This is a genomic window from Arenimonas sp. (genome assembly GCF_047602345.1).
Classification (GTDB): domain Bacteria; phylum Pseudomonadota; class Gammaproteobacteria; order Xanthomonadales; family Xanthomonadaceae; genus Arenimonas.
In genome coordinates this window covers 22,131-46,277 of sequence record NZ_JASGHN010000003.1, presented here as the reverse complement: position 1 = coordinate 46,277, position 24,147 = coordinate 22,131, and the positions used below count along the sequence as shown (strand labels likewise).

The window sequence follows — 24,147 nt, the reverse complement described above, 5'->3', positions numbered from 1 at the left end:
GCGTCGTTTTTCTTGAAGTCCTGGCAAGCGGGGCGATCGCTCGACCGCGCTCCAGCCAGCCGTGTCAGGCAAGCCGTCGGCGATCCGCCTTAGCCCTCATCCCGATACCGGCGCAGGCGGATGGCGACCACGATCAGGGCGATGCCGACCACGGCGCCGATCCAGATTTCCGGCGTAGCCATCACGCTCCAGGACGAAACCAGCGGTGAACCCTTGTCGAGCTCGTCGGCGCCGATGCGACTGGCGTCGCGCAGCAGGAAGGACCAGGAACCGGGCACGGCGCTGAGCAGCAGTCGACCGATGACGCTCTGCCACAGGATTTCGAGCTTCCATTGCAGGCCGAGAATCGCGTTCATCCAGCTCAGCAGGCCGCCGCTTACCAGCGGTACGCCCACCGCCCAGAGGAAGGGCTTGGTGCGCGCCCAGGCCGACACCATCAACAGCCAGCCGACGGTAGGCAGCGCCCAGACCATGTACACGGGCAGCACGGCGAGGAACTCGAACGGCATCGTGTAGGTACGGCTATGGCTGAGCACCGCGCCGAACACGTTCACGCCCGCTACCGCCGCAGTGGCGCAGAGCAGCAGCGTCACCAGTATCGAGACGATCAGCGACGCGCCCCAGGCCATCACGGGTGCGACCACCAGACCGGTCGCCACTTTCGACAGAACCGTGTCGCGATCGGAGACGGGCAGGGACTTCCAGAACAGCACGCTGCGATTGCTGCGATCGTCGTACAAGGCGCCGATGTAGTAGAAGAACACGACGAAGCTCATCGCGATCATGATCGGCACGACGCTGCCGACGAACATCGAGCTAAGTCCTTCCGCCATCTTGGCCCGCACTTCCGGCGTGGCCATTTCGGCCATGCTGTGCATTTCCATGCCGTTGACGTGCACGCCATGCATCTTGCCGCTGGCCAGTACGACGATGAACGTCACCAGCATCATCGCGACCATCAGGGTGCCGACGACGGCCGGGGCCCAGAACAGCCCGCCCTTGTGTTCCCAGTATTCGCGCTTGAGCAGCCACTTGAAGGTGTTCATGCGTAGGTTCCTTTCATCGTTGCCACGAACAGGTCGGCGATGCCGACATTGCGCGTTTCGCCAAGCTCGGCCAGCTTCTCGCGCGGCACGCCGTCGAACAGCATCACCGACTTGCCGAAGACCTGGCGCTCGTCGATCGGCTTGAGGGCGCGCGCGGCGTCGGCCTTGTCGGCGGAGATCATCACCTCGGCGAAACGCTCGCCGACTTCGTCCATCGTCGCCGACAAGGTGATCTTGCCTTCGCGGATGAACATCAGGTCGCTGAGGATGTGCTCGATCTCCTCGACCTGGTGGGTGGTGACGATGATGGTCTTTTCCTCGTCGAAATAGTCTTCCAGCAGGTTCTGGTAGAACTGCTTGCGGTAGAGGATGTCGAGGCCGAGCGTCGGTTCGTCGAGAACCAGCAGCTTGGCGTCGATGGCCATGACCAAGGCGAGGTGCAACTGCACGATCATGCCCTTGGACATCTCCTTGACCTTCATGTTCGGCTTGAGCTTGGTGTGCGCGATGTAAGCCTCGGCCTTCTTTCGGTCGAACTTCGGATGCACGCCGGCGACGAAATCGATGGCGTCCTTTACCTTCAGCCAGCGCGGCAGGATGGCGACGTCGGCGATGAAGCAGACCTGGTGCATCAGCTCGTCGCGCTGCGTGCGCGGATCGAGGCCGAGCACGGTCAGCTCGCCGTCGAATGGCGCCAGGCCGAGCATGGCCTTCAGGGTGGTGGTCTTGCCGGAGCCGTTGGGACCGATCAGGCCGACGATGCGACCGGCGGGGATTTCGAAACTGATGTTGTCGACGGCCACCTGGTTGCCGTAGCGCTTGCTCAGGCCGCGGGCACGGACGACGGCGCTCATTGCGCACCTCCGTCGTTGGAGGCCTGCAACAGCTGTTCGAGGTTCAGTCCCAGGCGGCGGATGCGCTCGAGCATCGCCGGCCATTCTTCCTTGAGGAAACGCTCGCGCTCGCTGCTGAGCAGCTTGTCGCGTGCGCCATCGGTTACGTACATGCCAAGTCCCCTTCGTTTTTCAACCAGTGCCTCGTCCGCCAGTTCCTGGTAGGCGCGCGAGACGGTAATCGGATTGAGCTGGTAGTCGGCGGCGATCTGCCGTACCGAGGGCAGGGCGTCGCCGGGCTTCAGCACGCCATCCAGCATCATCTCCACCACGCGCTCCTTGAGCTGGCGATAGATCGGTGCGTTGTCACTCCATGCGATCGCCATATCAGGACTCCTGGCGGGGCAGCAGCGGGCCGAAGGAGAAGTAGGGCATCGACAGGTGACGGCGCAGGCTGGCCTTGTGGCGCACCGTGGTCGTGGCGTCGGCGTTGTCGGCCTGGAGTGCGGAAGCGACCAGGCGGGTGCCATCGCTGACGGAGGCCTTCGGGGGCTGGCCGAGGCCGTAACTCACGCACAGCATCGACAGCGCGACGGTCAGGCCGGTCAGGGTATTGCGGACTTTGTGGTACATAGGGCCTCCCGTGTTGGTGAGGTAACGATTAGGTGTTGTAGGTAACTATAACAGTGAAATTTCCGATGTCAACACCCGAATCACCTTTTCCATACCAACTGATGGCATAGACTGCGGCCTCACCCGGCGCGGAGGCGCAGCATGAAGATTCGCCACATCTTTTTGTTTCTACTGGCTTTTCTGGCTATTCCGGTGTTCGCTGGCCAGGGTCTGCTGGACGTGAGCTATCGCCGCCTCGCGGGGAAGGAGCAGGTGAACCTGGCGAAGGCCTACGGGGGCGACGTGCTCCTGGTGGTCAACACGGCCAGCAAGTGCGGATTCACCCCACAGTACGAGGGCCTGGAGGCCATGCACGCCAAGTACAAAGGCCGTGGATTCGCCGTGCTGGGTTTCCCCTCCAACGACTTCATGGGGCAGGAGCCGGGGACGGAGCAACAGATCCAGGAATTCTGCAAGCTGACGTATGGCGTGCAGTTCCCGATGTTCGAGAAGGTGCATGTGAAAGGCGAGGACGCGACGCCGTTCTACAAGGCGCTGAAGGCCCAGAGCGGCGATGCGCCGGCGTGGAATTTCCACAAGTACCTGATCGACCGCAACGGTCGTGTGGTCGCCAGTTACGGCAGCCGTACCAAACCCGACGATCCGGACCTGATCGCCAAGCTCGAAAGCCTGCTGGCGGCGCCCAGACCGGCGAAAAAAGGCTGAGTCGACTCCATTGCCGCCGGGAGCTGCGACCGCGACAATAGCGGTCTCCCCGGCATGGCCGATCGATCTGGAGTGGTTCTTGATGAAAGCGGTACTTCGTAGCGCGGCGCTTTCGGCGCTGGTCCTCGCCGTGAGCGCGCAGGCGCAGGCGCCTGCCAAACCCGCCGCCAAGCCGACGGCCGCCGCGCCGGCCAAGCCCGCGGGCGCCCTGACCGAGAAGCAGAAGGTCAGCATCATGATCGGCATGGACATGGTGAAGTCGCTGGAGCCGATCAAGGACGAGCTCGATGTCGCGATGCTGACGCGCACCATTCAGGCCGGATTCGCCGGCAAGCCGACGGGCCTGACCGACGCGCAGGCCGAACAGGTGAAAGCGGCCTTCATGCAGCGCCTGCAATCGAAGATGTCGGCCAGGCAGGCCCAGGAAGCGCAGACCAACCAGGTCGAAGGACAGAAGTTCCTCGCTGCGAACAAGGCCAAGCCCGGCGTGCGCACGACCCCCAGCGGGCTGCAGTACCAGATCCTCCGCCCCGGCGCCGGCGCGAAGCCGAAATCCACCGACATGGTGCGCGTGCATTACAAGGGCACCCTGCTCAACGGCGAGAAGTTCGACAGTTCTTATGACCGCGGCCAGCCGGCCGAATTCGCCTTGAATCAGGTCATCCAGGGCTGGCAGGAAGGCCTTGCACTGATGCCCGTGGGCAGCAAGTTCAAGTTCTGGATCCCGGGCAATATCGGTTATGGTCCGGCCGGCTCCCCGCCGAGGATTGGTCCGAACGCGACCCTGGTATTCGAAGTCGAGCTGCTCGACATCGCCAAATGATCCGCGGCGGCGAAGTATTCGCCGCCCCGCACGAATTCGCGGAGAAGACATGCGCGTAACCGTTTTTGGCACCGGCTATGTCGGATTGGTCACCGGTACCTGCCTCGCCGAGGTTGGCAACCAGGTCGTCTGCGTCGACATCGACAAAGCCAAGGTCGATGGCCTCAATCGGGGCGTCATTCCCATCTACGAGCCCGGGCTGGAAGAGATGGTCCTGGCCAATCACGGCTCGGGGCGGATCGCCTTCACTACCGATGCGGCTTCGGCCATCGATCATGGCGAAATCGTCTTCATCGCCGTCGGCACGCCGCCGGACGAGGACGGCAGCGCCGACCTGCAGTACGTGCTGGCGGTTGCGCGCACCATCGGTCGCCACCTCGAGCGCCCCGTCGTGGTCGTCAACAAGTCCACCGTGCCGGTCGGAACGGCCGACAAGGTCCGCGATGCCATCGCCGAAGTGCTGGCCGAGCGCGGCGTCGACATCGCCTTCGACGTGGTCTCGAATCCGGAGTTCCTGAAGGAAGGCGATGCCGTCAAGGATTGCATGCGTCCGGACCGCATCGTCATCGGCGCCGCGAGTGCGGCCGCGCTCGAGCAGATGAAGCGCCTGTATGCGCCTTTCAACCGCAACCACGAGCGCATCGTGGTGATGGACGTGCGTTCGGCCGAGCTGACCAAGTACGCGGCCAATGCGATGCTGGCCACGAAGATCAGTTTCATGAACGAAATGGCGAACATCGCCGAGCGTGTCGGCGCCGACATCGAAATGGTTCGCCATGGCATCGGTTCGGACTCGCGTATCGGCTACAGCTTCATCTACCCGGGCGCGGGTTATGGCGGTTCCTGTTTCCCGAAGGACGTGCAGGCGCTCGAACGCACCGCGCGCCAGCACGGCTACGAGGCGCAGATCCTGCAGTCGGTCGAGGCGGTGAACGAACGCCAGAAGCACAAGCTCTTCGAGCTGATCGAACGGCATTTCCATGGCGAGATCCGCGGTCGCACCTTCGCCGTCTGGGGCCTGGCCTTCAAGCCCAATACCGACGACATGCGCGAGGCATCCAGTCGCACCCTGCTGAAACTGCTGTGGGACGCCGGCGCGAAGGCGCAGGTATTCGATCCGGAAGCGATCGACGAAACCCGCCGCATCTATGGCGATCGCGCCGACTTGCGTTACTGCGCTTCGCCGGCCGAAGCGCTGGAAGGCGCCGACGCGCTCGTCGTCGTTACCGAGTGGAAGGCGTTCTGGGCGCCGGATTTCGCCAAGCTCAAGACGCAGCTGAAGAGTCCGGCGGTATTCGACGGCCGGAACATCTACGATCCGGCCGTGGTCGAGGCGGCTGGCCTGGCGTACTACGGCATCGGTCGTGGTCGTTCCATCCGCCGGTCCTGAGGCCATGCCCGTTTCCGACACCAATCTCGAATTCCAGTTCGACCGGCGCTTCAACGAACTGGAGACGCGCCTGGCGTTCCAGGAACATTCGCTGACCGAAATGAGCGATGCCCTGGCCGCGTCGCGCGCCGAGAACGTGCGAACGCAGGAACTGCTGCAGCAGGCCCTGGCCGATTTGAAGCAGCTGCGCACGCTGTTGTACTCGGATCCGGCATCGGAACCGCCACCGCCGCACTATTGATTCCGGTCGCCGGCGCAGCACTCGTCCCGCGAACGGCCAGGCGACACGCAAGCACGACCACGATGAGCGATTCCCTCAAGAACCAGTTGCTCGGCCTCGGCTTCAAGGCATTGCCGCAGGCCGAACGAAAGCCGGAACGCAAGCACGAACGCCGGCCGGAGCCGTCGCGCGACCGTCGCGAAGGAAAATCGGCGCGGGATGACGGGCGCCAGCCGAAGCCGGGCGGGCAACGCCATGCGCCTTCCGGTGCGAAGCCGCGTACGCGCGAGGAAATGGATCTCGGCAAGGCCTATGCGATCCGTGCGCAGAAGGAAAAAGAAGAACGCATCGAAGCCGAACGCCTCAAACAGGAAGAAGCTCGCGTTCGCCGCGAGGCGCGCACTAGGCTGGTCGAGTTCCTGAAAGACAAGTCCCTCAACGTGGCCGAGGCCGAGATCGCCCGACACTTCCCCTACGGCGGCAAGATCAAGCGCATCCATGTCACGGCCGAACAGCTGGCTGCGTTGAATGTCGGCGAGCTGGGCATCGTGCAGGACAAGGGACGCTATATGCTGGTCACCGCGGCGGTGCTGGCCGAAGCGGAAGCCATTTTCCCGGACGCGGTCGCCCTGAAGGTCGATCCGAATGCGCCTGCGGCGGACGACCAGTATGGCGATCCGCAATACCAGGTGCCCGACGACCTGGTCTGGTGAACGACGGTCCGGTCTAGGCCGACACGCTATCGAAGATGTCGGAAACCGAATCGACGAACTCGCGCAGGGACGAGCGACCCGGTTCGCGGATCAGCACGTAGGCCGTATGCGGATGCCGCGTGGCGAAGATGTCGTGCGGCGTGACGTTCTTGTGGTTGATGCCGGCGACGAACTCGATGCCGGCCTTCGCGTAGCAGTGCTGCACCATCGCCGAGCAGTACAGGCCGCCCTCGCTTTCGAACAGGTTGCGCCGGCGGCGCAGGTTCGGCTGGCGCATGGCCAGCAGGCTGCCGATCAGTTCCCTCAGCGAATAGTGCGAAAGCCCGGCGAGCAGATCGAGGCCTTCGCTCAGCACGGCAGCGGTCTGCGCATCGTCCAGGCCGAAGTCGAGGATGGCCAGGTTCGGCGTGGCCTGGTCGTCGTGGTAGCGGTCGATGCGATTCTCCTGCACGCCCAGGCGCATCTGCTTGTGGCGGAAATCCAGGTCCGATTCCAACACCCAGTGGCGGCCGTCGATGCGCTTGCCGTTGCAGATGAAGGCGTGCGAGAACGGGCTGCGATGCCCTTCGATCGTGAGGTAGTGCTGCAGCTTGCGGATCGACTTGTTGATCATGTCCACGCCGCCCGACAGGCCGACGCGGCCGGGCAGGGCATAGCGCCCGAGGAACTCCGCGTTGCTGATGCCTTCGACGACGACGACGCGCGACAGTGGCGGATCCGCCAGGGGCGTGCCATCGACGGAAACGCGATCGGAGCTCATTCGGGATCGTAGTCCAGGTTGGACGCAAGCCATCGTTCCGCTTCGGCGTTCGTCATGCCCTTGCGTTGCGCATAGTCTGCCACCTGCTCGCGCGAAAGGCGCCCGACGACGAAGTACTGGCTGTCCGGGTGCGAGAAGTACAGCCCGCTGACCGCCGACGCCGGGTGCATTGCGAAACTCTCCGTCAGCCGCAGGCCGATGTTCTTTTCCGCATCCAGCAGGCGGAAGATCGTCGCTTTCTCGGTATGGTCGGGGCAGGCGGGGTAGCCGGGCGCCGGCCGGATGCCGCGATAGCGCTCGCGAATCAGGCCCTCGTTGTCCAGGGATTCCGCCGCTGCGTAGGCCCACAGGCGCGTACGAACTTCGCGGTGCAGCCATTCGGCGCAGGCTTCGGCGAAGCGATCGGCCAATGCCTTGAGCAGGATGGCGTTGTAATCGTCGTGCCCGGCTTCGAAACGCGCGACATGGGCGTCGATGCCGATGCCGGCGTTGACGGCGAAGGCGCCGATGAAGTCCTGCCGGCCCGAGCCTTCCGGCGCGACGAAATCGGCCAGACAGAAATTGGCGCGGTCGTCGGGCTTGTCGGCCTGTTGACGCAGGCAGTGCAGGGTGACGGGGGCGCCTGTGGGGTCGAAGACGCGGATATCGTCGCCGATCGCGTTCGCCGGCCACAGGCCGGCCACTGCTTTCGCCGTCAACCAGCGCTCCGCGATGATGCGATCGAGCATGGCGTTCGCATCTCGGAACAACTCGTGGCACTGCGATCCGACGATGGCATCGTCGAGGATGTCGGGGTAGCGGCCGGACAATTCCCAGGTCTGGAAGAATGGCGTCCAGTCGAAGAGCTCGCGCAACGCAGCGAGCGGTACGTCGTCGTAGATCGCCAGGCCCGGCCGCGCCGGTACGGGCGGTTCGTACCGGTCCCAGTTGCCGTCGAATTTCTTCTGGCGCGATCTCTGCAGGGAAAGCAGCGGCTTGGCGTCGCCGCGATTGCTGTGGCGGCGTCTGACCTCGGCGTAGTCGGCCTGCACCTGCGCGACCAGCGGTTCGCGCAGTTCCCGGCTGACCAGGGACGTAGCCACGCCGACGGCGCGGCTTGCGTCCTTCACCCAAACCACCGGCTCGCGGTAGTGCGGTGCGATCTTCAGTGCCGTATGCGCCCGCGACGTGGTCGCGCCGCCGATCAGCAAGGGCTTGTCGAAGCCCTGTCGCCCCATCTCCCGGGCGAGATGCGACATTTCTTCCAGCGACGGCGTGATCAGGCCCGAAAGGCCGATCATGTCCACGTCCTCGGCGCGGGCGCGGTCGAGGATGACCTGCGCCGGCACCATGACGCCGAGATCGATGACCTCGAAATTGTTGCAGGCAAGGACGACGCCGACGATGTTTTTGCCGATGTCGTGCACGTCGCCCTTCACGGTCGCCATCAGCACCTTGCCCTTGCTGCTGGCCGTATCGCCGTTCGCCGCCTTTTCCGCCTCGATGTAGGGAAGCAGGTGAGCGACGGCCTTCTTCATCACGCGCGCCGACTTCACCACCTGTGGCAGGAACATCTTGCCGGCGCCGAACAGGTCGCCGACGACGTTCATGCCGGCCATGAGCGGGCCTTCGATGACCGCCAGCGGTCGCGGCGAGGCGAGGCGCGCTTCCTCCGTATCGGCTTCGATGTACTTGTCGATGCCATGCACCAGGGCATGCGACAGGCGGGCGTTCACCTCGGCGTCGCGCCAGGCCAGCTCCTCGACCTTGACCTCGCCCTTTTTCGAGCGATGCTTCTCGGCTTCCGTCAGCAGACGTTCGGTGGCGTCGTCGCGACGATTCAGCACCACGTCTTCGACGCGCTCGCGCAGGACGGGGTCCAGATCGTCGTAGATCGGCATCGCGCCGGCATTGACGATGCCCATGTCCAGCCCGGCGCGGATGCCGTGGTAGAGGAAAACCGCATGAATGGCCTCGCGCACGGCGTTGTTGCCGCGGAACGAGAAGGAAACGTTGGAGACGCCGCCGGAGACGTGGCTCAGGGGGAAGCGGCGCTTCAGTTCGCGCGCAGCCTCGATGAAAGCGACGGCATAGCCGTTGTGTTCGTCGATGCCGGTGGCGATGGCGAAGATGTTGGGGTCGAAGACGATATCTTCGGGCGCGAACCCGGCGGTTTCGGTCAACAGACGGAACGCGCGGCCGCAGATCTCGACCTTGCGCTCGTAGGTGTCGGCCTGGCCCTGTTCGTCGAAGGCCATCACGACGACGGCGGCGCCGTAACGGCGCACTAGCGCCGCCTGTTCGAGGAAGGCCGCTTCGCCTTCCTTCATCGAGATGGAATTGACGATGGCCTTGCCCTGCACGCACTTGAGGCCGGCCTCGATGACGCTCCACTTCGACGAATCGATCATCAGCGGAACGCGGGCGATATCCGGCTCGGAGGCGATCAGGTTGCAGAAGCGCCGCATCGCCTGTTCGGCGTCGAGCAGGCCCTCGTCCATGTTGATGTCGATGACCTGGGCGCCGTTCTCGACCTGCTGCCGGGCCACGACCAGGGCCTCGTCCAGGCGCCCTTCCAGGATCAGCTTCTTGAACTGCGCCGAGCCAGTGACATTGGTCCGCTCGCCGACGTTGACGAAATTGCTCTCGGGCGTGATGACGAAGGGCTCCAGGCCCGACAGGCGCGTATAGGGCGCGACCTCGGGAATGGCACGCGGTGCGATGCCGGCTACCGCCGCGGCGATCGCCGCGATATGCGCGGGCGTCGTGCCGCAGCAGCCGCCGACGATATTGAGCAGGCCGGCGCGGGCGAATTCGCCCAGAACCGACGAGGTTTCGCCCGGGCCTTCGTCGTAGCCGCCGAAAGCGTTCGGCAGGCCGGCGTTCGGGTGGCAGCTCACGTGCACGTCGGCGACCTGCGAAAGCATGTCGACATGGGCTCGCAGGTCGCGTGCGCCCAACGCGCAGTTCAGGCCGATGCTGATCGGTCGCGCATGGCGCAGCGAGTACCAGAAGGCTTCGGCCGTCTGACCGGACAGGGTGCGGCCGGAGCGGTCGGTGATCGTGCCGGAAATCATCAGCGGCACGCGAAGGCCGAGCCGTTCGAACAGTTTGTCGACGGCGAAGGCGGCCGCCTTGGCGTTGAGCGTATCGAAGATCGTCTCGATCATCAGCACGTCGCAGCCGCCGTCGAGTAGTGCCTCGGCGGCTTCCTCGTAGTTCTCCACCAGTTCGTCGAAGCTCACGTTGCGGAAGGCCGGATCGTTGACGTCGGGACTGATCGAGGCGGTGCGCGACGTCGGCCCGAGCACGCCGATGGCGAAGCGCGGCCGCGACGGGTCTTGCGCCTCGAACTCATCGCAGACCGACCGCGCCAGCGCGGCCGATTCGCGGTTGAGTTCGGGCACCAGGTGCTCCAGACGGTAGTCGGCTTGCGAGACGCGGGTGGAATTGAAGGTATTGGTCTCGACGAAATCCGCGCCGGCCTCGAGGTAGGCGGCATGGATGCCGCGGATGATCGCCGGCTGCGTCAGCGTCAGCAGGTCGTTGTTGCCCTTCAGGTCGCTACTGGCGCAACCGCAGGAGGGGCCATGCTCGTGATCGGCTTCTTCGGTGGCGGGCACCAGGCGCAGGCCATCGAGTCCGTGCGCGAAACGTTCGCCGCGATAGGCCGCCTCGTCGAGATGATGCTGCTGGATCATCGTGCCCATGGCGCCGTCGAGCACGAGGATGCGCTCGCGCAACGCGCGATGCAGCGCTGCCACTCGCGTCGGACTCTTCCACGGCAAGTCGGTCATGCCTTGCGCGCCAGCAGGGTCAGGACTTCGAAATGCGGGGGGCGCTTTTCGCGCGTGACCGATTCGCAGGTCAACACGACCAGGCCGGCCTTTTCGGCATAGCGGCGCAGTTCCTTTTCGGTGAAGCCGAGGTTGACGTGGCCGTAAGGCGTAACGGCGGCCTTGTGTTCATGCCGCCCCAGGCAGGTCGCCAGCAGCTGTCCGCCCTTGCGCAGCACGCGGGCGCCTTCGGCGATCGCGACGCCGGGTTTGTCCGCGTAGGTCAGGGCGTGCATCAGCAGCACGAGGTCGAACTGCGGCTTGTCGAAGGGAAGCGCCTGCATGTCGCCTTCGACGACTTCCACATGAGCGAGTTTCTGCAGGCGTTCGCTGGCGGCGGCAACGACCTTGGCGCTGCTGTCGATACAGACATAGCGCTTCGACAACGGCGCCAGCAGTTCGGCCAGCACGCCATCGCCCGAAGCGATGTCGAGCACGTCGCCGGGCGACAGCAGCGAAAGCGCCGAGCGCGCCAGCGCCTCCCAGGTGCGGCCGGGCGAATAATGGCGCTCCATGTCGCCGGCGACGGAGTCGGCCCAGTTCTGGTCCGCCGCGCGGGTCGCGAGGATGGCCGGCAGGCGCTCGGCATCCTGCCGCAGCAGCGGATCGTCGGTGGCGTCGCGCAGGGTTTCCCACAGGCGTTGTTCGCCGGGTTCCAGATGATCGGCGTTGAACCGGTAATAGGCCGAGACGCCGGCGCGGCGGTCGCGCACAAGGTCGGCCTCTTTGAGCTTGGCCAGATGAGTGGAAACGCGCGGTTGCGCGAGCCGCGTGACGGCCGACAGCTCGGCGACGGTGAGTTCCTCGCGCTCGAGCAGGGCGAGCAGGCGTACGCGGGTCGGGTCGGCCAAGACCCGGAGACAGGCGGACCAGGCATCGAGATCCATTTATCTTTCCATCGCGATCATAAGATATTGGAAGTTTGGACGCCGCCGCGGCGCGGGTCAAGCGCGTATCCGGCCACGACCGCACGGCGGCGAACGGTTAGAATTGGCGGCTGAGAACCGTTTCCGAGGACAGGCCGTGGATTTCCGATTCACCGAAGAGCAGCTGATGATCCAGGATGTGGCGCGCCGCATCGCCCAGGAAAAGATCGCGCCCAGCGCCGAGCACCACGACCAGACCGGCGAATTCCCGCTGGAGAACATCCGTACGCTGGGCGAGAACGGCCTGATGGGCATCGAAGTACCGGCCGAATACGGCGGTGCCGGCATGGACCCGATCAGCTACGTGCTGGCCATGGTCGAGATCGCCCACGCCGACGCAGCGCACTCGACCATCGTCTCGGTGAACAATTCGCTGTTCTGCAACGGCATCCTGAAGTTCGGCACGGAAGCGCAGAAGCAGCTCTACGTGCGCGCGATCGCCGAAGGCCGCGAGATCGGCGCCTTCGCCCTGACCGAGCCGCAATCCGGCTCCGACGCCACGGCGATGCGCTGCAAGGCCAGCAAGCAGGCCGACGGCAGCTTCGTCATCAATGGCAAGAAGAGCTGGATCACGTCGGGCCCGGTGGCGAAGTACATCGTGCTGTTCGCGATGACCGATCCGGACAAGGGCGCGCGCGGCATCACCGCTTTCATGATCGACACCACGAAGCCGGGCTTCCATCGCGGCAAGACCGAGCCCAAGCTCGGCATCCGCGCCTCGGCCACCTGCGAGATCGAGTTCCAGGACTACGTGTGCAGCGCCGACGACGTGTTGGGCGAAGAGGGCCATGGCTTTAAGATCGCCATGGGCGTGCTCGACGCCGGCCGCATCGGCATCGCCTCGCAGGCCATCGGCATCGCCCGCGCCGCCTACGAAGCGACGCTCGCCTACGTGAAGGAGCGCAAGGCGTTCGGTGCGCCGATCGGTACCTTCCAGATGACGCAGGCCAAGATCGCCGACATGAAATGCAAGCTCGACGCGGCCCTGCTGCTGACGCTGCGCGCGGCCTGGCAGAAAGGCGAGTTCGAGAAGGGCGGCGCGCGTTTCAGCAACGAAGCCGCCATCGCCAAGCTGACGGCCTCGGAAGCGGCCATGTGGATCAGCCACCAGGCGGTGCAGATTCACGGCGGCATGGGCTATTCGAAGGAAATGCCGCTCGAGCGGTACTTCCGCGACGCGAAAATCACCGAGATCTACGAAGGCACGTCGGAAATCCAGCGCCTGGTCATCGCCCGCAACGAGACCGGCCTGCGCTGAAGCGCAGTGGCGGATGGACGACGGGAAGCCCCGCTTCGGCGGGGCTTCTCCGTTTCCTGGCCGGATTCAGTGCGATGCCCATGTTTCGATGAAGGGCGCCAGATGGGGCAGGGTATCGGTCAGGCCATGCAGCACGACGATCAGGGCCAGTGAGCGCGTGCGCGACCACAGCACGCCGAACAGGATGCCGGCCGGGGAAATGATCGCGATCGAATAGGCGAGCGACCAGAGCAGCGTCGGTTGTCCGCCAGCGCCTTCCATCAGTGCCGCGCCGCGAAGGTACAGGCCGGGCGCATGCGCCAAGCCGAACAGCAAGGAACCGATGGCGATCGCGCCCAGTTCCGATTTCAGGAAGGCCGCAAGCCGGGTCTGCAGGAACACGCGGAACAGCACTTCCTCGCACAAGCCTGCCTCCAGACTGGCCAGCAGGAAGCAGGCGGGAATCGCCCACGCCATCGTGCTCCATGCAGGTTGCAAGGCGTCGAGGCTCTGCAAGCCGCGGCCGAACACCGCCTGAAAGGCGAGCAGCGCGAGTCCGACGCCGATCAGCGCGCGGCCATGCTTCGGCCAACTCCATCCCGGCGCCAGCGTGTCGCGCCAGCGGTGACCGAACATCGCGAGCAACGCGACAGGCAATGCGACCATCGTCGCCAGCTTGACACCGAGCTTGGCCAGCGAGCGGGTCGGTTCGTCGGCGATGGCCTCGTTGATGACGCTGAAGCCGAAGCCGAGAACGAACAACGCGAACAGCGCCAGGTAGCCGAGGCTCGCCAGGGTTTCGCGCGTACCGATGGGGCGCGCGGATGGGCCGGGGTTTCGGGCGTTGCGGGTCAGGGCCACCGCCAGCACGGGCATGGCGATGCCGAGTACGCCCAGCACGAACAGGGGCTCGATCAGAGAGAAGCCCGGCTGCAGCGAAAGGGCGTATAGCGAAAGCGAATAGACGGCCGCATAGGCGGCGACCGCGATCGTCGGCGACAGGACGTTGCGGGTCTGGGTCATGGTTTGGTCCTTGCGCAGCGCGCGGTGCAGGGCGCGATTCTAGGCCTCGGGCTGGACGGCGGAATCGTCCGTTCGTGAGGGTGACTTTGGGCAGGGCGAGCTACTCGTCGGCCAGCCGTACCGGGTACAATTTCGCACTTTCTGAAAGCCCGAGAACCGCGTTTCATGAACGCCCAGACCGTAGCCGCCTCCCTCGATTCCATCCTCGCGACCGTGCAGGCGAAATCGCCGACGACCGAACAGGGCATGGCCCGCGATTTCACCCAGGCCTATTTCGCCCGCCTGCCCGAGGAAGAGCTTTCTTTGCGTCCGGCGGCGTATTGGGCCGGCATCGCGCTTTCGGCCCTGGCCGCCGCGCAGCAACGTTCGCCGGGCCAGACGCTGATCCAGGTGTCCGATGCGGTCGCCGAAGGTGCGACCGACAGCGGCCACACCATCGTGCAGATCGTCAACGACGACATGCCCTTCCTGGTCGATTCGGTGAGCATGCTTCTGGCCCAGCGCGGCATCGCCCTGCACGGCATCGTGCATCCGGTGGTCTCCTTGCAGCGCGATGCCTCCGGGCGGCTGCTCGCCGTCGGTAGCGGCGCCGCGGAGTCCTTCATGCATCTGGAGATCGATCGCCAGGGCGACGAGGAATCGCTGCGCCGACTGCGCGACGAGATCGCGCAGTCGCTCGACGACGTGCGCGCCTCCGTGTCGGACTGGAAGGAAATGCGGACGAAGATGGAATCGATCGCCGACGAACTCGGCAGTCGTACGATGCCCGTCGGCGACGAACAGCGCGCCGAAGCGCAGGCCTTCCTGCACTGGGCGGCCGACAACCATTTCACCTTCCTGGGCTATCGCGAGTACGAAGTCGCCCCGCGCGACGGCAAGCCCATGCTCTGTCCGGTGCAGGGTACGGGCCTGGGCCTGATGCGCGGCAAGGACGACGAAGCCGCCCCACGTCCGTTGACGGGCTTGGCGGCCGCCGACCTGCCGAAAGGCGCGACGATGGATCCGCTGATCCTGACCAAGACCAACGCCCGCTCCACCGTGCATCGCGCCGGCTACATGGACTACATCGGCGTGCTGATCTTCGACAAGGAAGGCCGCGCCGTGCGCGAACAGCGTTTCCTCGGCCTGTATACCTCCAGCGCCTACAACCGGCGTCCCTGGGACATTCCGGTCGTGCGCCATCGCTTCGAGGACGTCATGCGCGCCTCCGGCCTGGCCGAAAGCGGACATAGCGGCAAGGCGCTCAAGCACATCCTCGAAACCCTGCCGCGCGACGAGCTGTTCCAGGCCAACGCCGACGAACTCACGCGAACCAGCCTCGGCATCCTGAGCCTGCAGGAACGCGTGCGTCCGCGCCTGTTCCTGCGCCGCGACCGATACGGCCGCTTCTATTCGGCCCTGGTCTACATCCCGCGAGACCGCTTCAACACCGAGATCCGCCAGCGCATTGAAGCGCTGCTGATGCGCGAATTGAAGGGCGAGCGCCTCGATACGAACATCCAGATCGGCGAAGTCGCCGCTGGCGCAGTTGCACCTGATCATCCGCCCGAAGAGCGGCGAAAAGGTGCAGGTCGACCACGCCGCTCTCGAAGCCGAGCTGGCGCGCATCGTGCGCAACTGGCACGACGAACTGCGCGAACAACTACTCGCGCAGCATGGCGAAGAGCAGGGCCTGAAGCTGCTGCAACGCTTCGGCAAGGCCTTGCCGGCCGGCTATGTCGAATCGGTGACGCCCGAGCTGGCCGCGGCGGACCTGCTGCAGGCCGCGTCGCTGTCGGACGACAAGGCGCTGCGCCTCTCGCTCTATCGCAGCGGCGAAGGCGAACTGCGTTTCAAGCTGTTCCGGCTCGGCCGCGAGATCGCCCTGTCCGATGCGCTGCCGATGCTGGAGAACCTCGGCCTGCGCATCAACAGCGAGCATCCCTACGAAATCGATGGCGAGGGTGGCCGCGTCGTCATCCAGGATTTCGAAGTCGAACCGCTGTCCGGCCAGGTGAACGTCGAAGGCGTGCGTGCGCGCTTCGAGGACGCATTCGCCGCCGTCTGGCGCGGCGACGCCGAGAACGACGGTTTCAACCGTCTGGTCATGGCCGCCGGCCTCAGCTGGCGCCAGGTCGCGATGTTGCGCGGTTACTGCAAGTACCAGTTGCAGACCGGCGTGACGTTCTCGCAGGTCTACATGGAAGAAACGCTGGCGCGTTATCCGTTGATCGCCCGCCTGCTGGTCGAGTTGTTCGAGGCGCGTTTCGAACCGGGCCGCGACGCCAAGGCCGATGCCAAGACCTGCGAGGCACTTCGCCTTTCGCTGACCGAGGTGGTGCCGGTTGCCGAGCGCGAAAAACTGGCGACGATCCTCGAAGAGATGGGCGCCGACCGCGCGCTCGATCGCGAGGCGCAGATCGATGCCCGTCTCGATGCTCTCGCCATCACGCTCGAAAAGGTTTCCAGCCTCGACGAGGACCGCATCCTGCGCGGCTTCATGACGGCGATCAACGCGACCCTGCGCACCAGCTTCTACCAGCGCAAGGGCGAGGGCGGAACCCACAAGGATTACGTCAGCTTCAAGTTCGATCCGGCGGCTTTGCCGGATTTGCCGAAACCGCGTCCCTACCGCGAGATCTTCGTCTATTCGCCCTTCGTCGAAGGCGTGCACCTGCGTTTTGGTCCGGTGGCCCGCGGCGGTCTGCGCTGGTCCGATCGACGCGAGGATTTCCGCACCGAAGTGCTGGGACTGGTCAAGGCGCAGATGGTCAAGAACACCGTCATCGTGCCGGTCGGCTCCAAGGGCGGCTTCTTCGTCAAACGTCCGCCGATGGGCGGCGATCGCGACGCGGTGCTGGCGGAAGGCATCGCCTGCTACAAGCGATTCATCAACGGCCTGCTCGACATCACCGACAACATCGTCGATGGGCGCATCGTGCCGCCGGCCGACGTCGTGCGCCACGACCAGGACGATCCGTATCTCGTCGTCGCGGCGGACAAGGGCACGGCGACCTTCTCCGACATCGCCAACGGGATCTCTGCCGAACATGGTTTCTGGCTGGACGACGCCTTCGCTTCGGGTGGCTCGGTCGGTTACGACCACAAGGGCATGGGCATCACCGCCAAGGGCGGGTGGGAGTCGGTGAAGCGGCATTTCCGTGCGCTCGGCGTCGACTGCCAGAACCAGGACTTCACCTGCGTCGGCATCGGCGACATGTCCGGCGACGTGTTCGGCAACGGCATGCTGTTGTCCAAGCATATCCGCCTGCTGGCGGCGTTCGATCACCGGCATATTTTCCTGGATCCGAATACCATCGCTGTGCTCTTCGTCGAACGCGACAGGCATTTCAAACTGCCTCGCTCGAGCTGGGACGATTACGACAAGTCGCTGATTTCGGCTGGCGGCGGCGTCTATGCGCGCGGCGCCAAGACGATTCCGCTGTCGCCGGAGATCAAGGCGGCGCTGGCGATCGAAAGCGACGCCGAGCAGATGACGCCGACCGACCTGATGACGCGATCCTGAAGGCGCCGGTCGACCTGTTGTGGAACGGCGGTATCGGCACCTACGTCAAGGCCGACCGCGGAGACCATGCCGAGTCGGCGACCGCGCCAACAATGCCTTGCGCGTCAACGGCAACGAGCTGCGTTGCAGGATGGTGGGCGAGGGCGGTAACCTGGGCATGACCCAGCGCGGCCGCATCGAAGCCGCTCATGCCGGCGTGCTGCTCAATACCGACTTCATCGACAACTCGGCCGGTGTCGACACGTCCGACCACGAGGTCAACATCAAGATCCTGCTCGGCGCCGTCGTGCAGCGCGGCGATCTCGGCATGGAACAGCGCAATACCTTGCTCGCCAGCATGACAGACGAGGTCGGCGACCTGGTGTTGAACGACAACTACCGGCAGAACCAGGCGATCAGCCTGATGGAGGCGATGAGCGCGTCGCGCCTCGGTTCCTTCGGGCATTTCATCCGCACGCTGGAATCGCAAGGGCTGCTCGATCGCGCCATCGAGTTCCTGCCCAGCGACAGCGAGCTGGCCGACCGAAAGTCGCGCGGCCAGGGCCTGACGCGACCGGAACTGGCGGTGCTGCTGTCCTACGACAAGATCGTCATCTTCAACGAGCTGCTCGATTCGGACGTGCCCGAAGATCCGTACCTGTCGAAGGAGCTGGTGCGCTATTTCCCGAAAGCGCTGCAGGAACGGTACTCCGCCGACATGGAGAACCATCGCTTGCGCCGCGAGATCATCGCGACCGCCGTGACCAATTCGATGGTCAACCGCATGGGTTCGACCTTCGTCCTGCGCATGCAGGAGGACGCGGGGGAGACGCCGGCGCAGATCGCCAAGGCCTACAGCATTACGCGCGAGGTGCTGGATGCGCGCGACCTATGGGCGAGCATCGACGGGCACGACCTGAAGGTGCCCGAGGCGGCGCAGATCGAGGCGCTCAGCGATCTTTGGCATCTGCAGCGCAACATGACGCGCTGGCTGCTCAATCGTCCGGGCGAGAGCCTCAATATCGCCGCGATGGTGGAGCGCTACGGCGAGCCGATGCGGCAGCTGCGCGCGGCCCTGCCGCGCATCCTGCCAGCCGAGAGCCAGGCTGCCATGCAGCGCATGTCGAGCACTGGACCGGATTGGGTTTCCCACCGGAACTCGCGCGGTCGCTCGCCTGTTTGCCGTATCTGACCTATGGCATGGACATCGTCGAGGTCGCGATCGAGCGTCGTCTCGGCGTCGCCGACGTCGGCGAGGTTTATTTCGCCCTGTCCGATGCCCTGCACAGCAAATGGTTGATGGACAACGTGGAGAAACTGCCGGTCGATGGCCGTTGGCATGCGCAGGCGCGCGGTGTGTTGCGCGACGAACTGCAGGCGCAACAACGCTCCTTGGTCGGCCTTGTCCTGGGATCGGCCGCACCCGGCACTCCGCCGGGTGCTCTGGTGGGTCAGTGGCTGGCCCGCGACGACGCGGCGCTGAAGTACACGCTGAGCATGTTCGCCGACATGCGCAATTTGCGCAGCATGGATTTCGCCACCCTGTCTGTCGCCGTGCGTCGCCTGGCCCAGATCGCTTCGGCAGGCGCGCGCGCCGGTTGATCGAGGCGATTGCTGCACGACAGCCCGATGTTTCCGCTAACGCGGGAGCATCGGCTATGCTCATGGCCGAATCGGAGACGTGACGCATGCCACTGCCTGACGAGCCGCGCATCGCCTTTCTCGCCAGTCCCGCGCCGGAGGCGCAGGCGGCGCTCGAATACCTGACCGCTCGGCACGCTCAGCATCCGCCGGAAACGGCGGATGTCATCTGCGCGCTGGGCGGCGACGGGTTCATGCTGCAGACCTTGCACCGGCATGGTGGGCGCGGCGTACCGGTCTACGGCATGAAACTCGGCACGGTCGGGTTCCTGATGAACCATTATCGTCCCGACGAATTGTCCATGCGCTTGCGCGCCGCGCAGGCAGCCGTCCTGCGTCCGCTGGAAATGACGGCCGTGACCGAGGCCGGCACCAGCAGCAGCTTTCTCGCCTACAACGAAGTGTCGCTATTGCGACAGACCCGCCAGACCGCACAGCTGCGCGTGCATTTGAACGGCCAACCGCGCCTGGACGAGTTGGTTTGCGATGGCGTGCTGGTGGCAACGCCGGCCGGCAGTACGGCATACAATTTTTCGGCCCATGGCCCGATCCTGCCTTTGGGATCGGCGGTCATCGCGCTGACGCCGATCGCGGCGTTTCGGCCGAGGCGCTGGCGCGGCGCCATCCTGCGATCGGATACGGAAGTGCGCCTGGAGGTACTGGACCCCTACAAGCGGCCCGTCAGCGCCACCGCCGACTCGCACGAAGTTCGCAATGTCGTGGAGGTCAGCGTGCGCGAGTCGCGCGATCGCACCGTGACCCTGCTGTTCGATCCCGAGCACAACCTCGAGGAGCGCATCCTCAACGAGCAGTTCGTCACCTGATGATCGCAGCGCACGAGACGGCTCGGGGCACAATGGCCGCATGAGCAGGGACCTTCCGTCGACACAACATCCGCTGGGTACGGCCACGCCGATCCATGCGGGCGGGCGACTCGTCGTGGCCATCACCGCGCGAGCCCTGTTCGACCTGGAAGAAGGGCACGACCTCTACCAGAAGGAGGGCGTCGATGCGTACGCCGAGTTCCAGCGGCGGCGCGAGAACGAGATCCTGTCGCCGGGTATCGCGTTCCCGCTCGTCCGCAAGCTGCTGGCCCTGAATCAGGGAGCGCCGGAAGACCGGCCTCGCGTCGAAGTCATCCTGCTGTCGCGCAACTCTTCCGACACCGGTCTGCGCATCTTCAACGCCATCGAACACTATCGCCTGGGCATCGCCAGGGCGGTGTTCACCAGCGGCGCGCCGACGGCGCCCTATATCCATCCCTTCGGCGCCCAGTTGTTCCTGTCGGCGAATCCCGAATCGGTGCGCAACGCGCTCCGGCAAGGCGTGGCCGCCGCGACCATCCTCACCTCGAGACCGGGCGACAAGACCGACGGCGGCGAGCGCGGTGCGGGGCATTCTGCCGTTGAGGCGCACGATCAGCTGCGCATCGCTTTCGACGGCGACGCGGTGATCTTCAGCGACGAATCCGAGCGCGTCTCCCAGCAGGACGGGCTGGCGGCTTTCCATGCGCACGAATCGCGGCGTGCGCATGAGCCGCTCTCGGGCGGGCCTTTCCGCGGCTTCCTCGCCGCGCTGCACGATCTCCAACAGGCGTTTCCGGTCGAAGACTCGCCGATACGCACCGCCCTCGTCACGGCGCGTTCGGCGCCGGCGCACAAGCGGGTCATCCTGACCTTGCGCGATTGGGGCGTGCGCATCGATGAAGCCCTGTTCCTCGGCGGGCGCGACAAGGGACCTTTCCTCCAGGCTTTCGGCGCCGACATCTTCTTCGACGACTCCAGTCACAACGTCGAAAATGCGCGTCGACACGTCGCCACCGGCCATGTGCCTCACGGCGTATCCAACGACTGAGGCAGGCGCTTGCCCCGGCGCGGCCGGATGGGCAAGCTGGAGTCCCCCGAACATTCCTTTCCCCCGTGATGGCAGGCCGGAACAGACTATTGCTGTTGATGGCGATCGCCTGCCTGGCGGCTTGCGCGCGGCCGGACTCGGACAAGGACGAGACCGCCGACGCGGCCCCGGCGGTATATCCGCTCGAAGCCGAGCTCGGCGTCCTGCTGCCGTCGGCTTACGCCGGCAGATCGGCAGAACGGCCGCGCGGCGCCTGGTTCGATGAGTTCGAACGCAGCACCGGATGTCGCCTGAACATTGCCGGCGCCGGAAGCGCGGAAGAGTTCATCGCCAAGGCGCAGCGCGAAACGATCGATCTGGTCGTTGCCGACGGCATCGTCGGCGTTCAACTGGTGCAGGGTGGCGTCGTGCAGCCGCTGGATGTACGCCGACTGCCTGGCCTGTCCGCCCTGGCTCCGAAATTCGCCGACATGCCATGGTTGAGCCAGTTCGGCGCCAGGTATGCCGTGCCGTTCCAGGCAGGCGCGCATGTCCTCTTGTACGACCCGAGGGTGTTTCCGCAACCCATCACTGGCTGGTCCGTGCTTTACGACGCGCAGAACCTGCCGGACGGCAGGACGAATGCCGGTCGCATCCAGTCTGCTGTCGATGCGGCGAGCATCGCCGACGCGGCCCTGGTGCTGCGCGTGCGGCAACCTTCGCTGGCAATCGCCGATCCGTTCGAACTCGATGAGCGACAGTTCGCCGCCGCCGTGGAACTCTTGCAGGGCCAACGTGCCTTGCTGCATTCCGTCCGCAGCGAGGGCGAGGCCGGACAGCTGGCCGATTTCCAGCAGGCGTCCGTCGTGGCGATGGCGGCTACCGTCCGTTTGTTCGATCGCCTGCGCGACGAAGGCAACAGCGTGGCGATGACCCTGCCTGCCGAAGGAAGTACCGGCTGGATAGACGCGGCGATGTTGAAAGCGACGGCGCGACACCCGAATTGCGCGTACGCGTTCATGTCATGGTCGCTGAAGCCACGGGTGCAGGCCCAGTTGTCGGCGGCGGCGAGCACGATGCCGGTCGTCGCCTCGGTCTGTCGCGAGGGACGCTTGCTCGATCCCGCCCGCTGCGCCGAACTGGGCGTCGACGCGCTGGACCGGGTGAGCTTCAGCCACCTGCCGACTGCCCGCTGCGGCGGCCGATCCTGCGTTCCCTATAGCCGCTGGCTCGTGGACTCGGCGTCCCCGAGCGGCGATTCGCCTTGAATTTTCCGGAGCCACGCATGCAATACCGAATCCCCCTCATGCTGTCTTCCACGTTGCTGTTGCTGGCTTGCGCCAAAGCGCCCGAACCGCCGGCGCCGGAGGCGAAACCCGCGATGCCGTCGGCCAGCGCTGCGGCGACAGCGCCCGCACCGACACCGGCGCCCGAGGCCTCCGTGCAGGCGATGGACAAACTCCTGGACGATTATCTGTCCGCGTGGAACGCGCACGATATTCCCGGCGCGGGCTCGTATCTGGACGAAGGCGTGCTGTATCTGGATGTTTCCGTCGGCGAAGTGCAACGAGGACGCCAGGCAGCCGAAGACAACGTCATCGGCGTCCTGATGAGGGCGATGCCGGATCTGGAATGGACGCTGCGCGGCGACCCGATCATCCAGGGCAACGGCATCGCCTACGAATGGCAGCTCACCGGCACCAATACCGGTACGTGGGCCGGCATCCCGGCCTCGCAACAGAAGGTCAATATCAAGGGCGGCACCATCATGCGCGTCAAGGACGGCAAGATCTTCTATCAGGCCGATTACTACGATGTCGCCAGCCTCAATCGCCAGCTCGGCTGGTAGCGATCGTCATGCTGCCGAGGCGCGTTCGCGCGCCCGGCAGCTCGCGAAATGGAAGCCCCAGGCGATCGCGGCGACCATCGCGCCAGCGACGAAAGCCGCCGTACCGCCGCGCCACTCCCACATCGCCGCCGCCATGCCCGCACCGAGCACGCCTCCTAGGCCCGAACTGAAGCCGTAAAGCAAACTTTGCCCGGCAGCGACTTCGCGCGGCGGGAACAACTCGCCGATGCGTTGCATGCAGCAGGCATGGAAGATGGCGAAACTGAAGGCATGGCTGGCCTGCGTCAGGGCCATCAAGGGCAAGGATGCCGCGAAGAAAGCGGTCATCAGCCAGCGCGCCACCGTCACCGCCAGGCAGAACCCGAGCAGGCGTTGCGCGCCGTATTTCTCCATCAGGCGAGGTGCGTGCCAGAACAACAGGATCTCTATCAGCACGCCCAGCCCCCAGAGCACGCCGATGTCCAAACCATCGTGCCCTTCGCGCTGCAGGTGCAGGGTGAAGAAGACGTAGAACGGGCCGAAAGCGAGCTGCATCAGTAGGGCTACCATCAGGAACGATTTCACGCCGCGCCTGCGCAGCGATTTGGCCAGGCTCGTCGGCGCTTCCTGCGATTCCGGTTGGCGGTCGCGCCGGTGCAGCCAACTGGTGCACAGCAAGCCCAGGAAAAGAGGCAGGCTCAGCCAGACGAAGGATGCGTTCCCGAGACGATCCATCAGCCAGCCGAAACTCGATGCCACGATCAGGAAGCCGATGGAACCCCAGACGCGGATACGCCCGTACTGCGTGCGTTGCTCGCCCAGTTCGGTCAGCGTCATCGCTTCGAACTGCGGCATGATCGCGTTGAAGAACAGGCCGAACACGGCCATCACGGCCAATAGCTGCCAGGCTTCGCGCGCGAGCAGGAAGCCGGCGAACAGGAGTGTCGTCAGGCCGGCGCCATAGACGAGCCAGTGGCCTGGCGTCGCGCTGCTCGAAGTGAAGCCCGTCCACAACGGCGGGGCGATGATGCGCGTTCCATACCATAGCACCAGCATGCCGCCGACGACATAGCCGCTGTGTCCGAGCGCATCCACCCAGCGCCCGACGTAAGGCGTGTAGGCGCCCAGCGCGGCGTAGTAGAAGAAGTAGAAGACCGCGAAGCGGAAGTAGCGGGCATCCATGCGGTGTCTGGCGCGGTCGGGGATCTGCGGAAAGAAAACGGCCGGGCTTGCGCCC

General features: G+C 65.2%; 19 protein-coding genes and 1 pseudogene. 11 read left to right on the top strand and 9 right to left on the bottom strand.

Annotated features, from left to right (window positions below; all coding sequences use genetic code 11):
• Positions 1 to 89: 89 nt before the first annotated feature.
• From QM707_RS01190 to QM707_RS01175, 4 genes are read right to left on the bottom strand one after another with little or no spacing between them, the layout of a single operon-like run.
• Positions 90 to 1,046, bottom strand: coding sequence for an ABC transporter permease (locus QM707_RS01190; protein WP_415000046.1), 957 nt, complete (start codon positions 1,044 to 1,046; stop codon positions 90 to 92).
• Entirely contained in the window at positions 1,043 to 1,900 is an 858-nt protein-coding gene (locus QM707_RS01185; protein WP_415000045.1) for an ABC transporter ATP-binding protein, read from the bottom strand. Before QM707_RS01185 ends, QM707_RS01190 begins: the two co-directional genes overlap by 4 nt.
• Entirely contained in the window at positions 1,897 to 2,265 is a 369-nt protein-coding gene (locus QM707_RS01180) for a GntR family transcriptional regulator (protein WP_415000044.1), read from the bottom strand. Before QM707_RS01180 ends, QM707_RS01185 begins: the two co-directional genes overlap by 4 nt.
• 1 nt (position 2,266) lies before the next feature.
• Positions 2,267 to 2,512 (bottom strand): hypothetical protein, encoded by a 246-nt coding sequence (locus QM707_RS01175; protein WP_415000043.1) that lies wholly within the window; start codon positions 2,510 to 2,512, stop codon positions 2,267 to 2,269.
• A gap of 141 nt (positions 2,513 to 2,653) precedes the next feature.
• Here QM707_RS01175 and QM707_RS01170 point away from each other — a divergent pair, with 141 nt between their 5' ends.
• The 5 genes from QM707_RS01170 to QM707_RS01150 all read left to right on the top strand — a co-directional run bounded on the left by QM707_RS01170 (position 2,654) and on the right by QM707_RS01150 (position 6,363).
• A complete protein-coding gene (locus tag QM707_RS01170; RefSeq protein WP_415000042.1) occupies positions 2,654 to 3,217 on the top strand; it encodes a glutathione peroxidase in 564 nt (187 codons plus the stop codon).
• 82 nt (positions 3,218 to 3,299) lie between these two features.
• Positions 3,300 to 4,040 carry an FKBP-type peptidyl-prolyl cis-trans isomerase gene (locus QM707_RS01165; protein WP_415000041.1) on the top strand — a complete coding sequence of 247 codons (741 nt, stop codon included), beginning with the start codon at positions 3,300 to 3,302 and terminating at the stop codon, positions 4,038 to 4,040.
• Positions 4,041 to 4,089: 49 nt separating this feature from the next.
• A complete protein-coding gene (locus QM707_RS01160; protein ID WP_415000040.1) occupies positions 4,090 to 5,430 on the top strand; it encodes a UDP-glucose dehydrogenase family protein in 1,341 nt (446 codons plus the stop codon).
• A gap of 4 nt (positions 5,431 to 5,434) precedes the next feature.
• Positions 5,435 to 5,671 carry a SlyX family protein gene (locus QM707_RS01155; RefSeq protein WP_415000039.1) on the top strand — a complete coding sequence of 79 codons (237 nt, stop codon included), beginning with the start codon at positions 5,435 to 5,437 and terminating at the stop codon, positions 5,669 to 5,671.
• 62 nt (positions 5,672 to 5,733) lie between these two features.
• The gene (locus tag QM707_RS01150; protein WP_415000038.1) at positions 5,734 to 6,363 is read left to right on the top strand and encodes a DUF2058 domain-containing protein; all 630 of its coding nucleotides are present in this window, start codon (positions 5,734 to 5,736) and stop codon (positions 6,361 to 6,363) included.
• Between the two features lie 13 nt (positions 6,364 to 6,376).
• Here QM707_RS01150 and QM707_RS01145 read toward each other — a convergent pair whose 3' ends face one another.
• From QM707_RS01145 to QM707_RS01135, 3 genes are read right to left on the bottom strand one after another with little or no spacing between them, the layout of a single operon-like run.
• On the bottom strand, positions 6,377 to 7,123 hold the full coding sequence (locus tag QM707_RS01145) for a hypothetical protein (protein WP_415000037.1): 747 nt from the start codon (positions 7,121 to 7,123) through the stop codon (positions 6,377 to 6,379).
• Positions 7,120 to 10,899, bottom strand: coding sequence for a methionine synthase (metH, locus tag QM707_RS01140; RefSeq protein ID WP_415000036.1), 3,780 nt, complete (start codon positions 10,897 to 10,899; stop codon positions 7,120 to 7,122). The genes QM707_RS01145 and metH overlap by 4 nt, the downstream gene beginning before the upstream one ends.
• Positions 10,896 to 11,825 carry an ArsR/SmtB family transcription factor gene (locus QM707_RS01135; RefSeq protein WP_415000035.1) on the bottom strand — a complete coding sequence of 310 codons (930 nt, stop codon included), beginning with the start codon at positions 11,823 to 11,825 and terminating at the stop codon, positions 10,896 to 10,898. Before QM707_RS01135 ends, metH begins: the two co-directional genes overlap by 4 nt.
• 103 nt (positions 11,826 to 11,928) lie before the next feature.
• Between QM707_RS01135 and QM707_RS01130 the strand changes: the two genes are divergently transcribed.
• Complete coding sequence (locus QM707_RS01130; protein ID WP_415000034.1) at positions 11,929 to 13,122, top strand: acyl-CoA dehydrogenase family protein; 1,194 nt, start codon at positions 11,929 to 11,931, stop codon at positions 13,120 to 13,122.
• A 66-nt stretch (positions 13,123 to 13,188) separates the two neighbouring features.
• On the opposite strand, the gene QM707_RS01125 is transcribed toward QM707_RS01130, so the two are convergent.
• The gene (locus QM707_RS01125) at positions 13,189 to 14,124 is read right to left on the bottom strand and encodes a CPBP family intramembrane glutamic endopeptidase (RefSeq protein WP_415000033.1); all 936 of its coding nucleotides are present in this window, start codon (positions 14,122 to 14,124) and stop codon (positions 13,189 to 13,191) included.
• A gap of 165 nt (positions 14,125 to 14,289) precedes the next feature.
• On the opposite strand from QM707_RS01125, the pseudogene QM707_RS01120 reads away from it, so the two are divergent.
• From QM707_RS01120 to QM707_RS01100, 5 genes and pseudogenes are all read left to right on the top strand, one after another.
• A pseudogene (locus QM707_RS01120) lies at positions 14,290 to 19,210 on the top strand (NAD-glutamate dehydrogenase).
• Between the two features lie 92 nt (positions 19,211 to 19,302).
• Positions 19,303 to 20,073 (top strand): NAD kinase, encoded by a 771-nt coding sequence (locus tag QM707_RS01115; RefSeq protein WP_415000198.1) that lies wholly within the window; start codon positions 19,303 to 19,305, stop codon positions 20,071 to 20,073.
• Between the two features lie 40 nt (positions 20,074 to 20,113).
• A complete protein-coding gene (locus QM707_RS01110; RefSeq protein ID WP_415000032.1) occupies positions 20,114 to 21,103 on the top strand; it encodes a 5'-nucleotidase in 990 nt (329 codons plus the stop codon).
• Between the two features lie 98 nt (positions 21,104 to 21,201).
• Positions 21,202 to 22,350 (top strand): extracellular solute-binding protein, encoded by a 1,149-nt coding sequence (locus QM707_RS01105; RefSeq protein ID WP_415000031.1) that lies wholly within the window; start codon positions 21,202 to 21,204, stop codon positions 22,348 to 22,350.
• Positions 22,351 to 22,367: 17 nt separating this feature from the next.
• Positions 22,368 to 22,931, top strand: a complete 564-nt coding sequence (locus tag QM707_RS01100; protein ID WP_415000030.1) for an ester cyclase — start codon at positions 22,368 to 22,370, stop codon at positions 22,929 to 22,931.
• A gap of 6 nt (positions 22,932 to 22,937) precedes the next feature.
• On the opposite strand, the gene QM707_RS01095 is transcribed toward QM707_RS01100, so the two are convergent.
• On the bottom strand, positions 22,938 to 24,092 hold the full coding sequence (locus QM707_RS01095; RefSeq protein WP_415000029.1) for an MFS transporter: 1,155 nt from the start codon (positions 24,090 to 24,092) through the stop codon (positions 22,938 to 22,940).
• Positions 24,093 to 24,147: the final 55 nt, after the last annotated feature.

Bases quoted from the DNA above. Each gene is read 5' to 3' on its own strand.
- QM707_RS01190 (WP_415000046.1), bottom strand. From the start codon at position 1,046: ATGAACACCTTCAAGTGGCTGCTCAAGCGCGAATACTGGGAACACAAG.
- QM707_RS01185 (WP_415000045.1), bottom strand. From the start codon at position 1,900: ATGAGCGCCGTCGTCCGTGCCCGCGGCCTGAGCAAGCGCTACGGCAAC.
- QM707_RS01180 (WP_415000044.1), bottom strand. From the start codon at position 2,265: ATGGCGATCGCATGGAGTGACAACGCACCGATCTATCGCCAGCTCAAG.
- QM707_RS01175 (WP_415000043.1), bottom strand. From the start codon at position 2,512: ATGTACCACAAAGTCCGCAATACCCTGACCGGCCTGACCGTCGCGCTG.
- QM707_RS01170 (WP_415000042.1), top strand. From the start codon at position 2,654: ATGAAGATTCGCCACATCTTTTTGTTTCTACTGGCTTTTCTGGCTATT.
- QM707_RS01165 (WP_415000041.1), top strand. From the start codon at position 3,300: ATGAAAGCGGTACTTCGTAGCGCGGCGCTTTCGGCGCTGGTCCTCGCC.
- QM707_RS01160 (WP_415000040.1), top strand. From the start codon at position 4,090: ATGCGCGTAACCGTTTTTGGCACCGGCTATGTCGGATTGGTCACCGGT.
- QM707_RS01155 (WP_415000039.1), top strand. From the start codon at position 5,435: ATGCCCGTTTCCGACACCAATCTCGAATTCCAGTTCGACCGGCGCTTC.
- QM707_RS01150 (WP_415000038.1), top strand. From the start codon at position 5,734: ATGAGCGATTCCCTCAAGAACCAGTTGCTCGGCCTCGGCTTCAAGGCA.
- QM707_RS01145 (WP_415000037.1), bottom strand. From the start codon at position 7,123: ATGAGCTCCGATCGCGTTTCCGTCGATGGCACGCCCCTGGCGGATCCG.
- metH (WP_415000036.1), bottom strand. From the start codon at position 10,899: ATGACCGACTTGCCGTGGAAGAGTCCGACGCGAGTGGCAGCGCTGCAT.
- QM707_RS01135 (WP_415000035.1), bottom strand. From the start codon at position 11,825: ATGGATCTCGATGCCTGGTCCGCCTGTCTCCGGGTCTTGGCCGACCCG.
- QM707_RS01125 (WP_415000033.1), bottom strand. From the start codon at position 14,124: ATGACCCAGACCCGCAACGTCCTGTCGCCGACGATCGCGGTCGCCGCC.
- QM707_RS01110 (WP_415000032.1), top strand. From the start codon at position 20,114: ATGAGCAGGGACCTTCCGTCGACACAACATCCGCTGGGTACGGCCACG.
- QM707_RS01105 (WP_415000031.1), top strand. From the start codon at position 21,202: ATGGCGATCGCCTGCCTGGCGGCTTGCGCGCGGCCGGACTCGGACAAG.
- QM707_RS01100 (WP_415000030.1), top strand. From the start codon at position 22,368: ATGCAATACCGAATCCCCCTCATGCTGTCTTCCACGTTGCTGTTGCTG.
- QM707_RS01095 (WP_415000029.1), bottom strand. From the start codon at position 24,092: ATGGATGCCCGCTACTTCCGCTTCGCGGTCTTCTACTTCTTCTACTAC.